The sequence below is a fragment of the Methanimicrococcus stummii genome (assembly GCF_032594435.1).
GTDB classification, from domain to species: Archaea; Halobacteriota; Methanosarcinia; order Methanosarcinales; family Methanosarcinaceae; genus Methanimicrococcus; species Methanimicrococcus stummii.
In genome coordinates this window covers 1657903-1674732 of the sequence record NZ_CP131062.1, presented here as the reverse complement: position 1 = coordinate 1674732, position 16830 = coordinate 1657903, and the positions used below count along the sequence as shown (strand labels likewise).

Here is a 16830-nt window from a genome sequence, read left to right as displayed (position 1 = left end):
GCCGGAGAGACCTTGGTTGTCTTCCGTGTAATCAGTCACAGTATCTTCAGTCACCGTGTAAACGATCAAAGAACCGCCGTCGTATTTGTCAAACGGTCCCGTGAAACTGCCGGTCCAGGTGTTGCCGCTGCCGGTCATCGTGATTTCATCAATCTTTGTGCCGTCGGCGAGTAACTGAACTTTCAAGTCAGACGGACGTTTACCGTCTTGGTCGCTGCCGTCAACCCAATTCTTCACAACATCAAAGGAAGTGATTGTTTCAGGCGTGTAACTGTTTTCAATCGTAAATGTTGTGCCGGAGAGACCTTTGTAATCAACAGTGTAATCGGTCGGAACGGTTTCGGTAACCGTGTAAACGATAGCAGTACCGGAATTGAATTTCGGGAAAGTGCCGCTGAAACTGTCAGTCCAGCTGTTGCCGCTGCCGGTCATCGTGATTTCATCAATCTTTGTGCCGTCGGCGAGTAACTGAACTTTCAAGTCAGACGGACGTTTACCGTCTTGGTCGCTGCCGTCAACCCAATTCTTCACAACATCAAAGGAAGTGATTGTTTCAGGCGTGTAACTGTTTTCAATCGTAAACGTTGTGCCGGAGAGACCTTTGTAATCAACAGTGTAATCGGTCGGAACGGTTTCGGTAACCGTGTAAACGATAGCAGTACCGGAATTGAATTTCGGGAAAGTGCCGCCGAAACTGTCAGTCCAACTGTTGCCGCTGCCGGTCATCGTGATTTCATCAATCTTTGTGCCGTCAGCGAGTAACTGAACTTTCAAGTCAGAGGGACGTTTACCGTCTTGGTCGCTGCCGTCAATCCAGTTCTTCACAACATCAAAGGAAGTGATGGTTTCAGGCGTGTAACTGTTTTCAATCGTAAACGTTGTGCCGGAGAGACCTTGGTTGTCTTCCGTGTAATCAGTCACAGTATCTTCAGTCACCGTGTAAACGATCAAAGAACCGCCGTCGTATTTGTCAAACGGTCCCGTGAAACTGCCGGTCCAGGTGTTGCCACTGCCGGAAAGAGTGATTTCATCAATCTCAGTGCCGTCAGCGAGTAACTGAACTTTCAAATCAGACGGACGTTTACCGTCCTGGTCGCTGTTGTCATCCCAAATCTTTTCAATCGTGAATGAAGCGGTTGTCTCAGGCGTGTAACTGTTTTCAATCGTAAACGTTGTGCCGGAGAGACCTTGGTTGTCTTCCGTGTAATCAGTCACAGTATCTTCAGTCACCGTGTAAACGATCAAAGAACCGCCGTCGTATTTGTCAAACGGTCCCGTGAAACTGCCGGTCCAGGTGTTGCCGCTGCCGGTCATCGTGATTTCATCAATCTTTGTGCCGTCGGCGAGTAACTGAACTTTCAAATCAGAGGGGCGTTTACCGTCCTGGTCGCTGTTGTCATCCCAAATCTTTTCAATCGTGAATGAAGCGGTTGTCTCAGGCGTGTAACTGTTTTCAATCGTAAACGTTGTGCCGGAGAGACCTTTGTTGTCTTCCGTGTAACCGGTCACAGTATCTTCAGTCACCGTGTAAACGATCAAAGAACCGCCGTCGTATTTGTCAAACGGTCCCGTGAAACTGCCGGTCCAGGTGTTGCCGCTGCCGGAAAGAGTGATTTCATCAATCTCAGTGCCGTCGGCGAGTAACTGAACTTTCAAATCAGACGGACGTTTGCCGTCCTGGTCGCTGTTGTCATCCCAAATCTTTTCAATCGTGAATGAAGCGGTTGTCTCAGGCGTGTAACTGTTTTCAATCGTAAACGTTGTGCCGGAGAGACCTTGGTTGTCTTCCGTGTAATCAGTCACAGTATCTTCAGTCACCGTGTAAACGATCAAAGAACCGCCGTCGTATTTGTCAAACGGTCCCGTGAAACTGCCGGTCCAGGTGTTGCCGCTGCCGGAAAGAGTGATTTCATCAATCTCAGTGCCGTCGGCGAGTAACTGAACTTTCAAATCAGACGGACGTTTACCGTCCTGGTCGCTGTTGTCATCCCAAATCTTTTCAATCGTGAATGAAGCGGTTGTCTCAGGCGTGTAACTGTTTTCAATCGTAAACGTTGTGCCGGAGAGACCTTGGTTGTCTTCCGTGTAATCAGTCACAGTATCTTCAGTCACCGTGTAAACGATCAAAGAACCGCCGTCGTATTTGTCAAACGGTCCCGTGAAACTGCCGGTCCAGGTGTTGCCGCTGCCGGAAAGAGTGATTTCATCAATCTCAGTACCGTCAGCGAGTAACTGAACTTTCAAGTCAGACGGACGTTTACCGTCCTGGTCGCTGTTGTCATCCCAAATCTTTTCAATCGTGAATGAAGCGGTTGTCTCAGGCGTGTAACTGTTTTCAATCGTAAACGTTGTGCCGGAGAGACCTTGGTTGTCTTCCGTGTAATCAGTCACAGTATCTTCAGTCACCGTGTAAACGATCAAAGAACCGCCGTCGTATTTGTCAAACGGTCCCGTGAAACTGCCGGTCCAGGTGTTGCCGCTGCCGGAAAGAGTGATTTCATCAATCTCAGTGCCGTCAGCGAGTAACTGAACTTTCAAATCAGACGGACGTTTGCCGTCCTGGTCGCTGTTGTCATCCCAAATCTTTTCAATCGTGAATGAAGCGGTTGTCTCAGGCGTGTAACTGTTTTCAATCGTAAACGTTGTGCCGGAGAGACCTTGGTTGTCTTCGGTGTAATCAGTCACAGTATCTTCAGTCACCGTGTAAACGATCAAAGAACCGCCGTCGTATTTGTCAAACGGTCCCGTGAAACTGCCGGTCCAGGTGTTGCCGCTGCCGGAAAGAGTGATTTCATCAATCTTTGTGCCGTCGGCGAGTAACTGAACTTTCAAGTCAGACGGACGTTTACCGTCCTGGTCGCTGTTGTCATCCCAAATCTTTTCAATCGTGAATGAAGCGGTTGTCTCAGGCGTGTAACTGTTTTCAATCGTAAACGTTGTGCCGGAGAGACCTTTGTTGTCTTCCGTGTAATCAGTCACAGTATCTTCAGTCACAGTGTAAGTGATCAAAGAACCGCCGTTGTATTTGTCAAACGGTCCGGTGAAACTGCCGGTCCATGTGTCGCCGCTGCCGGAAAGAGTGATTTCATCAATCTCAGTACCGTCAGCGAGTAACTGAACTTTCAAATCAGACGGACGTTTACCGTCCTGGTCGCTGTTGTCATCCCAAATCTTTTCAATCGTGAATGACGCGGTTGTCTCAGGCGTGTAACTGTTTTCAATCGTAAACGTTGTGCCGGAAAGACCTTTGTTGTCTTCCGTGTAATCAGTCACAGGATCTTCAGTCACAGTGTAAGTGATCAAAGAACCGCCGTTGTATTTGTCAAACGGTCCGGTGAAACTGCCGGTCCATGTGTCGCCGCTGCCGGAAAGAGTGATTTCATCAATCTCAGTACCGTCAGCGAGTAACTGAACTTTCAAATCAGACGGACGTTTACCGTCCTGGTCGCTGTTGTCATCCCAAATCTTTTCAATCGTGAATGACGCGGTTGTCTCAGGCGTGTAACTGTTTTCAATCGTAAACGTTGTGCCGGAAAGACCTTTGTTGTCTTCCGTGTAATCAGTCACAGGATCTTCAGTCACAGTGTAAGTGATCAAAGAACCGCCGTTGTATTTGTCAAACGGTCCGGTGAAACTGCCGGTCCATGTGTCGCCGCTGCCGGAAAGAGTGATTTCATCAATCTCAGTACCGTCAGCGAGTAACTGAACTTTCAAATCAGACGGACGTTTACCGTCCTGGTCGCTGTTGTCATCCCAAATCTTTTCAATCGTGAATGACGCGGTTGTCTCAGGCGTGTAACTGTTTTCAATCGTAAACGTTGTGCCGGAAAGACCTTTGTTGTCTTCCGTGTAATCAGTCACAGGATCTTCAGTCACAGTGTAAGTGATCAAAGAACCGCCGTTGTATTTGTCAAACGGTCCGGTGAAACTGCCGGTCCATGTGTCGCCGCTGCCGGAAAGAGTGATTTCATCAATCTCAGTACCGTCAGCGAGTAACTGAACTTTCAAATCAGACGGACGTTTACCGTCCTGGTCGCTGTTGTCATCCCAAATCTTTTCAATCGTGAATGACGCGGTTGTCTCAGGCGTGTAACTGTTTTCAATCGTAAACGTTGTGCCGGAAAGACCTTTGTTGTCTTCCGTGTAATCAGTCACAGGATCTTCAGTCACAGTGTAAGTGATCAAAGAACCGCCGTTGTATTTGTCAAACGGTCCGGTGAAACTGCCGGTCCATGTGTCGCCGCTGCCGGAAAGAGTGATTTCATCAATCTCAGTACCGTCAGCGAGTAACTGAACTTTCAAATCAGACGGACGTTTACCGTCCTGGTCGCTGTTGTCATCCCAAATCTTTTCAATCGTGAATGACGCGGTTGTCTCAGGCGTGTAACTGTTTTCAATCGTAAACGTTGTGCCGGAAAGACCTTTGTTGTCTTCCGTGTAATCAGTCACAGGATCTTCAGTCACAGTGTAAGTGATCAAAGAACCGCCGTTGTATTTGTCAAACGGTCCGGTGAAACTGCCGGTCCATGTGTCGCCGCTGCCGGAAAGAGTGATTTCATCAATCTCAGTACCGTCAGCGAGTAACTGAACTTTCAAATCAGACGGACGTTTACCGTCCTGGTCGCTGTTGTCATCCCAAATCTTTTCAATCGTGAATGACGCGGTTGTCTCAGGCGTGTAACTGTTTTCAATCGTAAACGTTGTGCCGGAAAGACCTTTGTTGTCTTCCGTGTAATCAGTCACAGGATCTTCAGTCACAGTGTAAGTGATCAAAGAACCGCCGTTGTATTTGTCAAACGGTCCGGTGAAACTGCCGGTCCATGTGTCGCCGCTGCCGGAAAGAGTGATTTCATCAATCTCAGTACCGTCAGCGAGTAACTGAACTTTCAAATCAGACGGACGTTTACCGTCCTGGTCGCTGTTGTCATCCCAAATCTTTTCAATCGTGAATGACGCGGTTGTCTCAGGCGTGTAACTGTTTTCAATCGTAAACGTTGTGCCGGAAAGACCTTTGTTGTCTTCCGTGTAATCAGTCACAGGATCTTCAGTCACAGTGTAAGTGATCAAAGAACCGCCGTTGTATTTGTCAAACGGTCCGGTGAAACTGCCGGTCCATGTGTCGCCGCTGCCGGAAAGAGTGATTTCATCAATCTCAGTGCCGTCAGCGAGTAACTGAACTTTCAAATCAGACGGACGTTTGCCGTCCTGGTCGCTGTTGTCATCCCAAATCTTTTCAATCGTGAATGAAGCGGTTGTCTCAGGCGTGTAACTGTTTTCAATCGTAAACGTTGTGCCGGAGAGACCTTTGTAATCAACAGTGTAATCGGCCGGAACGGTTTCGGTAACCGTGTAAACGATAGCAGTACCGGAATTGAATTTCGGGAAAGTGCCGCTGAAACTGTCAGTCCAACTGTTGCCGCTGCCGGTCATCGTGATTTCATCAATCTTTGTGCCGTCGGCGAGTAACTGAACTTTCAAGTCAGACGGACGTTTACCGTCTTGGTCGCTGCCGTCAACCCAATTCTTCACAACATCAAAGGAAGTGATGGTTTCAGGCGTGTAACTGTTTTCAATCGTAAACGTTGTGCCGGAGAGACCTTTGTAATCAACAGTGTAATCGGTCGGAACGGTTTCGGTAACCGTGTAAACGATAGCAGTACCGGAATTGAATTTCGGGAAAGTGCCGCTGAAACTGTCAGTCCAACTGTTGCCGCTGCCGGTCATCGTGATTTCATCAATCTTTGTGCCGTCAGCGAGTAACTGAACTTTCAAGTCAGACGGACGTTTGCCGTCTTGGTCGCTGCCGTCAACCCAATTCTTCACAACATCAAAGGAAGTGATCGTTTCAGGCGTGTAACTGTTTTCAATCGTAAACGTTGTGCCGGAGAGACCTTTGTAATCAACAGTGTAATCGGTCGGAACGGTTTCGGTAACCGTGTAAACGATGGCAGTACCGGAATTGAATTTCGGGAAAGTGCCGCTGAAACTGTCAGTCCAGCTGTTGCCGCTGCCGGTCATCGTGATTTCATCAATCTTTGTGCCGTCGGCGAGTAACTGAACTTTCAAGTCAGACGGACGTTTACCGTCTTGATCGCTGCCGTCAACCCAGTTTTTCACGACATCAAAGGAAGTGATTGTTTCAGGCGTGTAACTGTTTTCAATCGTAAACGTTGTGCCGGTCAAACCTTTGTAATCAACAGTGTAATCGGTCGGAACGGTTTCGGTAACCGTGTAAACGATAGCAGTACCGGAATTGAATTTCGGGAAAGTGCCGCCGAAACTGTCAGTCCAACTGTTGCCGCTGCCGGTCATCGTGATTTCATCAATCTTTGTGCCGTCGGCGAGTAACTGAACTTTCAAGTCAGACGGACGTTTACCGTCTTGGTCGCTGCCGTCAACCCAGTTTTTCACAACATCAAAGGAAGTGATCGTTTCAGGCGTGTAACTGTTTTCAATCGTAAACGTTGTGCCGGAGAGACCTTTGTAATCAACAGTGTAATCGGTCGGAACGGTTTCGGTAACCGTGTAAACGATAGCAGTACCGGAATTGAATTTCGGGAAAGTGCCGCCGAAACTGTCAGTCCAACTGTTGCCGCTGCCGGTCATCGTGATTTCATCAATCTTTGTGCCGTCGGCGAGTAACTGAACTTTCAAGTCAGACGGACGTTTACCGTCTTGATCGCTGCCGTCAACCCAGTTTTTCACAACATCAAAGGAAGTGATCGTTTCAGGCGTGTAACTGTTTTCAATCGTAAACGTTGTGCCGGAAAGACCTTTGTAATCAACAGTGTAATCGGCCGGAACGGTTTCGGTAACCGTGTAAACGATAGCAGTACCGGAATTGAATTTCGGGAAAGTGCCGCTGAAACTGTCAGTCCAGCTGTTGCCGCTGCCGGTCATCGTGATTTCATCAATCTTTGTGCCGTCGGCGAGTAACTGAACTTTCAAGTCAGACGGACGTTTACCGTCTTGATCGCTGCCGTCAACCCAATTCTTCACAACATCAAAGGAAGTGATCGTTTCAGGCGTGTAACTGTTTTCAATCGTAAACGTTGTGCCGGAGAGACCTTTGTAATCAACAGTGTAATCGGTCGGAACGGTTTCGGTAACCGTGTAAACGATAGCAGTACCGGAATTGAATTTCGGGAAAGTGCCGCTGAAACTGTCAGTCCAGCTGTTGCCGCTGCCGGTCATCGTGATTTCATCAATCTTTGTGCCGTCGGCGAGTAACTGAACTTTCAAGTCAGACGGACGTTTACCGTCTTGGTCGCTGCCGTCAACCCAATTTTTCACAACATCAAAGGAAGTGATGGTTTCAGGCGTGTAACTGTTTTCAATCGTAAATGTTGTGCCGGAGAGACCTTTGTAATCAACAGTGTAATCGGTCGGAACGGTTTCGGTAACCGTGTAAACGATAGCAGTACCGGAATTGAATTTCGGGAAAGTGCCGCTGAAACTGTCAGTCCAGCTGTTGCCGCTGCCGGTCATCGTGATTTCATCAATCTTTGTGCCGTCGGCGAGTAACTGAACTTTCAAGTCAGAGGGACGTTTACCGTCTTGGTCGCTGCCGTCAACCCAATTCTTCACAACATCAAAGGAAGTGATGGTTTCAGGCGTGTAACTGTTTTCAATCGTAAACGTTGTGCCGGAGAGACCTTTGTAATCAACAGTGTAATCGGTCGGAACGGTTTCGGTAACCGTGTAAACGATAGCAGTACCGGAATTGAATTTCGGGAAAGTGCCGCTGAAACTGTCAGTCCAGCTGTTGCCGCTGCCGGTCATCGTGATTTCATCAATCTTTGTGCCGTCGGCGAGTAACTGAACTTTCAAGTCAGAGGGACGTTTACCGTCTTGGTCGCTGCCGTCAACCCAATTCTTCACAACATCAAAGGAAGTGATGGTTTCAGGCGTGTAACTGTTTTCAATCGTAAACGTTGTGCCGGAGAGACCTTTGTAATCAACAGTGTAATCGGTCGGAACGGTTTCGGTAACCGTGTAAACGATAGCAGTACCGGAATTGAATTTCGGGAAAGTGCCGCTGAAACTGTCAGTCCAGCTGTTGCCGCTGCCGGTCATCGTGATTTCATCAATCTTTGTGCCGTCGGCGAGTAACTGAACTTTCAAGTCAGAAGGACGTTTACCGTCTTGGTCGCTGCCGTCAACCCAGTTCTTCACGACATCAAAGGAAGTGATGGTTTCAGGCGTGTAACTGTTTTCAATCGTAAACGTTGTGCCGGAGAGACCTTTGTAATCAACAGTGTAATCGGTCGGAACGGTTTCGGTAACCGTGTAAACGATAGCAGTACCGGAATTGAATTTCGGGAAAGTGCCGCTGAAACTGTCAGTCCAACTGTTGCCGCTGCCGGTCATCGTGATTTCATCAATCTTTGTGCCGTCGGCGAGTAACTGAACTTTCAAGTCAGAAGGACGTTTACCGTCTTGGTCGCTGCCGTCAACCCAGTTTTTCACGACATCAAAGGAAGTGATTGTTTCAGGCGTGTAACTGTTTTCAATCGTAAACGTTGTGCCGGTCAAACCTTTGTAATCAACAGTGTAATCGGTCGGAACGGTTTCGGTAACCGTGTAAACGATGGCAGTACCGGAATTGAATTTCGGGAAAGTGCCGCTGAAACTGTCAGTCCAACTGTTGCCGCTGCCGGTCATCGTGATTTCATCAATCTTTGTGCCGTCGGCGAGTAACTGAACTTTCAAGTCAGAAGGACGTTTACCGTCTTGGTCGCTGCCGTCAACCCAGTTTTTCACGACATCAAAGGAAGTGATTGTTTCAGGCGTGTAACTGTTTTCAATCGTAAACGTTGTGCCGGTCAAACCTTTGTAATCAACAGTGTAATCGGTCGGAACGGTTTCGGTAACCGTGTAAACGATAGCAGTACCGGAATTGAATTTCGGGAAAGTGCCGCCGAAACTGTCAGTCCAACTGTTGCCGCTGCCGGTCATCGTGATTTCATCAATCTTTGTGCCGTCGGCGAGTAACTGAACTTTCAAGTCAGACGGACGTTTACCGTCTTGATCGCTGCCGTCAACCCAGTTTTTCACAACATCAAAGGAAGTGATCGTTTCAGGCGTGTAACTGTTTTCAATCGTAAACGTTGTGCCGGAAAGACCTTTGTAATCAACAGTGTAATCGGCCGGAACGGTTTCGGTAACCGTGTAAACGATAGCAGTACCGGAATTGAATTTCGGGAAAGTGCCGCTGAAACTGTCAGTCCAGCTGTTGCCGCTGCCGGTCATCGTGATTTCATCAATCTTTGTGCCGTCGGCGAGTAACTGAACTTTCAAGTCAGACGGACGTTTACCGTCTTGGTCGCTGCCGTCAACCCAGTTTTTCACAACATCAAAGGAAGTGATCGTTTCAGGCGTGTAACTGTTTTCAATCGTAAACGTTGTGCCGGAGAGACCTTTGTAATCAACAGTGTAATCGGCCGGAACGGTTTCGGTAACCGTGTAAACGATAGCAGTACCGGAATTGAATTTCGGGAAAGTGCCGCTGAAACTGTCAGTCCAACTGTTGCCGCTGCCGGTCATCGTGATTTCATCAATCTTTGTGCCGTCGGCGAGTAACTGAACTTTCAAGTCAGACGGACGTTTACCGTCTTGATCGCTGCCGTCAACCCAGTTTTTCACAACATCAAAGGAAGTGATGGTTTCAGGCGTGTAACTGTTTTCAATCGTAAACGTTGTGCCGGAGAGACCTTTGTAATCAACAGTGTAATCGGTCGGAACGGTTTCGGTAACCGTGTAAACGATAGCAGTACCGGAATTGAATTTCGGGAAAGTGCCGCTGAAACTGTCAGTCCAGCTGTTGCCGCTGCCGGTCATCGTGATTTCATCAATCTTTGTGCCGTCGGCGAGTAACTGAACTTTCAAGTCAGACGGACGTTTACCGTCTTGGTCGCTGCCGTCAACCCAATTTTTCACAACATCAAAGGAAGTGATGGTTTCAGGCGTGTAACTGTTTTCAATCGTAAATGTTGTGCCGGAGAGACCTTTGTAATCAACAGTGTAATCGGTCGGAACGGTTTCGGTAACCGTGTAAACGATGGCAGTACCGGAATTGAATTTCGGGAAAGTGCCGCTGAAACTGTCAGTCCAACTGTTGCCGCTGCCGGTCATCGTGATTTCATCAATCTTTGTGCCGTCAGCGAGTAACTGAACTTTCAAGTCAGATGGACGTTTACCGTCTTGGTCGCTGCCGTCAACCCAGTTCTTCACAACATCAAAGGAAGTGATCGTTTCAGGCGTGTAACTGTTTTCAATCGTAAACGTTGTGCCGGAAAGACCTTTGTAATCAACAGTGTAATCGGCCGGAACGGTTTCGGTAACCGTGTAAACGATGGCAGTACCGGAATTGAATTTCGGGAAAGTGCCGCTGAAACTGTCAGTCCAGCTGTTGCCGCTGCCGGTCATCGTGATTTCATCAATCTTTGTGCCGTCGGCGAGTAACTGAACTTTCAAGTCAGACGGACGTTTACCGTCTTGATCGCTGCCGTCAACCCAATTCTTCACAACATCAAAGGAAGTGATGGTTTCAGGCGTGTAACTGTTTTCAATCGTAAATGTTGTGCCGGAGAGACCTTTGTAATCAACAGTGTAATCGGTCGGAACGGTTTCGGTAACCGTGTAAACGATAGCAGTACCGGAATTGAATTTCGGGAAAGTGCCGCTGAAACTGTCAGTCCAACTGTTGCCGCTGCCGGTCATCGTGATTTCATCAATCTTTGTGCCGTCAGCGAGTAACTGAACTTTCAAGTCAGAGGGACGTTTACCGTCTTGGTCGCTGCCGTCAATCCAGTTCTTCACAACATCAAAGGAAGTGATCGTTTCAGGCGTGTAACTGTTTTCAATCGTAAACGTTGTGCCGGAGAGACCTTTGTAATCAACAGTGTAATCGGCCGGAACGGTTTCGGTAACCGTGTAAACGATAGCAGTACCTTCATCGTTGTATTTAACAAATGGTCCTGTAAAAGTACCGGTCCAAGTATTGCCAGCTCCTGACAAGGTAATTTCATCAATCTTTGAGCCATCGGCCAATAACTGAACTTTCAAATCAGATGGACGGTTGCCGTCTTGGTTGCTGCCGTCATCCCAAGTCTTTTCAACATCGAAAGAAGGAATTGCCCACTCGGCATAAAGAGTTACAGGAGCGTTTGACATATTAACATAATGCGGATTGGTCGACCCTGTGAAATTCCAATAGTGTTTTTCATATTCCTGTTTAACAAAATCCCATTGATAGAAATACCAACCGGCCAGTTGATAACCATCCAATATCGGCTCTTCATAGGGTTCTGTAATTGTTGAACCATCTAAAATTCCTTGAACAAGGAACAATCTGTAATTTGTATCCCATTCGTCATCGAATGAGAAACTCAACGGGCTTAACGGATTGGAAGCAATAATTGTCGTTCCGATAACATCGCCGTTACCGTCAACAGATTCATTATAAGTACCGCCCATCGCATTGAAAGTAACTTCATGCATACGGGCACTTGTGGTGTTCCACGTAATGTAAATTGTTTCATCTTGTACGATTTGGTAATAATCGGGATACCACATTTGAGTATATCCGGAGTCAAGCCACCAACCGGCAACTCCAAGGGATTGGCCGGGGAGATAAGGATCGGCTTTAGTCGGCCAGGGACTCGGACGATCAATCGTCGCACCGTGAGGAACTTCTAAGGTTACCAATGTTTCAGTGCCGTTTGCGAAATTGGTGTTGAGTTGTTCAACCGCAACATAAGTGTCGCGTGTCCAAACTTCAACATCGTTATCGAAAGTACCGCCGTTTGAAATAAAAGTCACCGTATAAGTGCGTGCATCTTTCCAATTAGCGTACAATGTCACATTTTCAGTCACCGTGTCAGCGCCGGATTCTCCAGTAAATTTCCACGGAATTTTGTTGTCAGCGGCGTCAAGATAATACCAATATTCAAGTTCCAAGTTGGAAGGATGTGTCGGAACAGGTGCCGGAGCGGAAATTGTGGAAGAGCCTGTAATGTTGGATGCGATAAACAAATCATTTCCAAGAACTGTGACGAAATCTCTTCCGATTGTGTCGCCGGAGCTGGACGTAATATTTACTGTGGGGTCGTATGAACCGCCCATTGCGTTGAATGTGACAGTATAATCATTTTCGGCAATCGGAGTCCATGCAGCGAAAAGTTCGACTCCGACAGGGTTTGCCGGAGGAATACCATATGCACCGGGCTCTCCGGTGAACTTCCAGGGGATTTCCACCATATAAGGATCTTCAGCAATATATCCGATATAATACCAGTGTGAAAACTCGTATCCGCCTCTGACCGGGATTGGAATCGGAGCTGTAATAGTTGACCAAGGCGTAATGTTGTCAACCTGCAAATACCCATTTACAACAACGGTTGTATAATCCGGAGGCAAGTAAGCATCTACCACCCACAATCCGACAACATCGGTTGATGTACTGCTCACGACATCAACGCTGTCATCAAAGACACCGCCCATCGCATTGAAACTGACAACTCCTTTTTCTTCGACTTCACCATACCAGAAACCGTAAATGTCAACATTTTCGGCAGGCATTGTGAAATTGTAATCGGGACCGTGACGCATGGCAAAATTGTCTACCGAACTTTCCCAGCCGCTAAAGAACTGCGTTCTGTTGCCCCAATCGGGATCAACATTGGCTTCAAGATAATCAATTGTTAATGCTTGAACGGTAGCGCCGGGGAGATGTGTAACAGTATCGGTATAAGTGAGACCGGCAGATTCTTTGTGGTAAGTAACCGTATAACCGAGAGCTTTCCAATTGGCGTACAATGTCACATCATTTCCGGGCATCGTAAAAGTGTCCGTGGGGTCGAAATATTCGCGAGTGCCGCTGATGTCTTCGGTGTACCAGCCGTCAAATTCGTGATTTGCTTTTACCAAATCAATATTTTCCAATACGGTCACGGTTTCGCCTTGCGAATACGGGCTCAGATAATCAGTGGGAACAGTTCCCGTGCCGGTGTTTGCGTCATAAGTGACGTTGTATAATTGTGAGCCTTTCAAGCTGTAATAAATTTCAGCTTCGTATTGTTTTCCGGATTCGAAAGTGAAATGCGGATTTGTCAAATTGTTCAAGACATCGCCGGGATCGGACGGATCATCAGTAATAATATGTAAAATGATTTGTCCGCCGGGAGCAACAATTGTTCTCAAAACCATAAGCGCCGGGTTATAAATCAAATGAATATAGTTTACGCCTTCATATTCCAAAGTTACAGGCGTATCTGCTGAAAACTGCTCAAGGAGGTTTGCAGGTGTTTCAGTTGAGGATTTTGAATAAAAACCTGAGAAATTAAAATTATTATTATCAATCTTTGCATCCGCATAATCTTCCGGAATAATTGTATCTTGACCAACAACCACAATCGGCTCTTTGTTAAGCGGCTGAGGGCCTAAAAAGAAATCTCGGAAATAATTAATTTCAAACCAGCTTGTCGGAGCGCTTGATCCTTTTTCGCGAATAACGATTTTATCAATGCGGTAATCGCCGGCTAATTCGGATTTGCTGAAATAAACATCGGGGTTTAAAACCGGCCAGCTTATCAAGGATGTATTGGCATCCCAAATAACGGATTTGAGTTCGGGACCTTCGACGTATTCTGTGCCGCCTTTATAATAGAAGTGTTTTAACGGAATGTCTCCGGATGCGGCCCACTTGGCGTAAAGTGTAATGTCGGTTGTAACAGTGTCGGAACCAAAGTCCCATTCTGTACCGGATTGATAAGTCGACGTTGTGTACCAGCCTTCAATCAAATAACCGGATTTTGTTGTTGCCGGTGTGGGTTCTGAAATCAACGCGTTGGGTAAAACGTTTTCAACAATCAATAATTCGTTGCTGGAAGAATCTGTTTGACCGCGTGTATATGTTAAAGACGAAGATGTCGGCGTTGTCGTAATCGTTGCGCCGCCGTCAAAAGTTCCGCCCATCGCGTTGTATGTCACGGTCGGCATGTCCGAAGGCAACCATTGTGCATAGAGATCGACGCGCTGAGGGTAAGAAGAATCATTTATAGTAGTATAATTAACATAAAAAATATCGCCGGGCATCAATGCAAGACCGGAAGCATCTGCTTTTGTATTCCATCCGGCAAACACGTATCCGGATTTCACTAAACGGTCACTGCCATCATCTGTAACAGCTCCACGGTTATCTAAAGTTGTTACGGGAGAAGCCCAGCTGTAAGGATTAAACGCATCAATCGGAGCATTGCCGCTGTCAGCACCATTGGGATAATAAATGACATCGTATCCGCCCCCATAATATGCATAATAGATATCAATTTGATAATCAAATCCATTTTTGAAGACTGCTGAAGGATTTGCAAGTTCTGCCGGATCAATAATAATTGTTGTTGTTAAACCGCCTTGTGTTTCATGAATAACAAATCGTTCAACATTAAAATAACTGTTATTATATTCAAAGATATACCAACCGGCCATAAGAGTCGGCACATTGGTTGCCACTGATTTTACTTCATTAAGAGTGTCATACCATGGGGCGTCCCAATCATAATTATAATTATAATGATGGGTCAGAGAAACATCAAGTGGTTTGCTCCACATTGCATATACAGTTTTATCGCCATCCATGTAAACTTTATCCGCAAAACTGATGCCGGGATAATAAGATTGGCCGGAACCGTCTGCTTCATCATTCCAACAGACGAATGAGTATCCTGATTTCTGCAAGCTGCCATGAGGCATAACGGTTGCATATGAGCCATACGGGTAACCGATATTATCAACAGGGGCAGCTGAAGGATTGTCGGCACCGTTTGCATCGTAAGTCAGTGTAAAAGTCTCAGGATTTCCTTTCTGATAATAATAGTGAACTTCGTATGTTTTCCCTTCCGAAAAGATGTATTGAGAAGAATTCAAATCAGTCCCCAATAAAGGATCAGAAGACGGAATGAAAGGAGGCGTGTCGTCCCAAATCGTCCGCTTATAATTGCCGCTGATAATTGTTAAGATTGAATTTGCAATGGAACCGCCTTGATAAAATAGATTCAAGACGTTCTTTCCGGCATTCATTGTCAAAACATCATAAATAGAATACCCATTACTATCATAATCCTCCCAAGGTTCATCAGATTCATTCTGATTATAATACAGGACGGGTAAACCGGGAGAAGTAAAATCTGAAACAGGGAATTGATATCCTTCAATAACCGAATAAATCTTGGAATCCAGAAGTGGCATTGCTCCCCCCGGATAATGATCCCCCATGCCGGATGATGTAGCATACTCTCGAACATTCAACCAACTTGTAGATTCAATAACTTCAATACGATTAAGAGTATAAGATTGTTTATCGCGTTTCCAATTATACAATCCAGTATAAACATCATAAGTTACAGATTTCCCTTCAACAAACGTTTCTTCTTCTGTTAACCCATCCATATAGTGATGAGTTATAGGCATGCCATAATTATAATTAATAACCAAAACATAATGTAATCCTTCTTCAAAAGTATAGACGTTTCCAGGATTAATAGAGAGATTGTTAGAAACTATACTATGGTTATATTGGAGATCTGAAATATCGTCAATAACACGGTTATTTTGGAGATATGTCGGAGAGGGAGTTATGATGGGATAAGACGCTCCGAACATAAAATCCATCCAATTTGTAAATTTGTTAATATTGTACGATGAGAAATAACCATCATTTTCATCCAATAATCTTAATCCGTGTGTGCCGGTGTAATAGTCGTAAATTGTTTCAGGACTATGTTCACTGTGAATTGTTTGAGATGTATACATGGACGCGTCCACTGTATCTCCTATAACAAATGTATCATAATTATATGAGGGAGGATAATTCCAGTTTGAATCTCCGGAAACTATAGCGTCGGGTGAATGCGTCTCATAATGGAGCGTCATCGAATCAAAAAGATATTGATGTCCTTGATAATTTGTTTGAATTCTATTATCTAAATAATATGTTCCGGCAAGAATACGATCTGCATTGATTTCATCACACAGAATAGTAGAATTATAATTTGAATCATAAATTCCATCATAATTGTGAATAACGTGAAGGTAAGCATACGGCCCCGGGTTGTCAATTAAATCGTATTTGAATTTAATTTGATAGCGGTATTCGGGTTCAAAATTATACAAATCGCCAATATTAATTGATTGATAAACAGGAGGTGAAGTTGTCGGAATTTCAACATATCCGGATTGCACTAAACCGCCGTAATAAAAATCAAAAACGTAAGATGAATTGTTGTTTGGAAGACTGTGATAATACTCAACTCCGTTTACAGGAACACCGTCAATACCATACTCAGAAGCTGACGAATCGTAATTTGCTTGAGCATAATTATGATAATAATTAGTCTCGCCATACACCGTTTCCATATAACCGGCTATTTGATCAGATCTATACAAATCATAAGCTAATGGTGAGTCAGCAGGGTGGGGTGAACTGCTGTTGTAAAGCCAATGATTTGTAACAGCCGGAAGCGATAAATCTGTAATTTCGATTCCGACAACCTGATACGTTCCTTTTTTAGTCCAAGACCAATCCGGCAATGGTTGTATACCCGGTGCAATAGTCCTCGAGTTAAAAGAATAGAAATCTTCAGAATAATCGTCTAATATATAATTGCCATCGCCCTCATTATAATAATGAGCAAGCGTGACATAAGACTGCGAAGTGGGCGGCACCCAAATAGATGCCCCTGCCAGTCCGGTAAAGCCGGACGTTAAAATACATAAAACCAATAACAGTGTAAAGAATTTCTTCAAAAGAGACTTTCCAGTCGTCACCAT

1 protein-coding gene (only partly in view) is annotated in these 16830 nt (G+C 45.7%); it reads right to left on the bottom strand.

Annotated elements, in window-relative coordinates:
• Positions 1-16830: the 5' portion of a Cna B-type domain-containing protein gene (locus MmiEs2_RS07715; RefSeq protein ID WP_316559288.1), read on the bottom strand. It extends 11775 nt beyond the left edge of the window; the window shows 16830 of its 28605 coding nt (coding positions 1-16830); it begins with the start codon at positions 16828-16830; its stop codon lies off the left edge, out of view.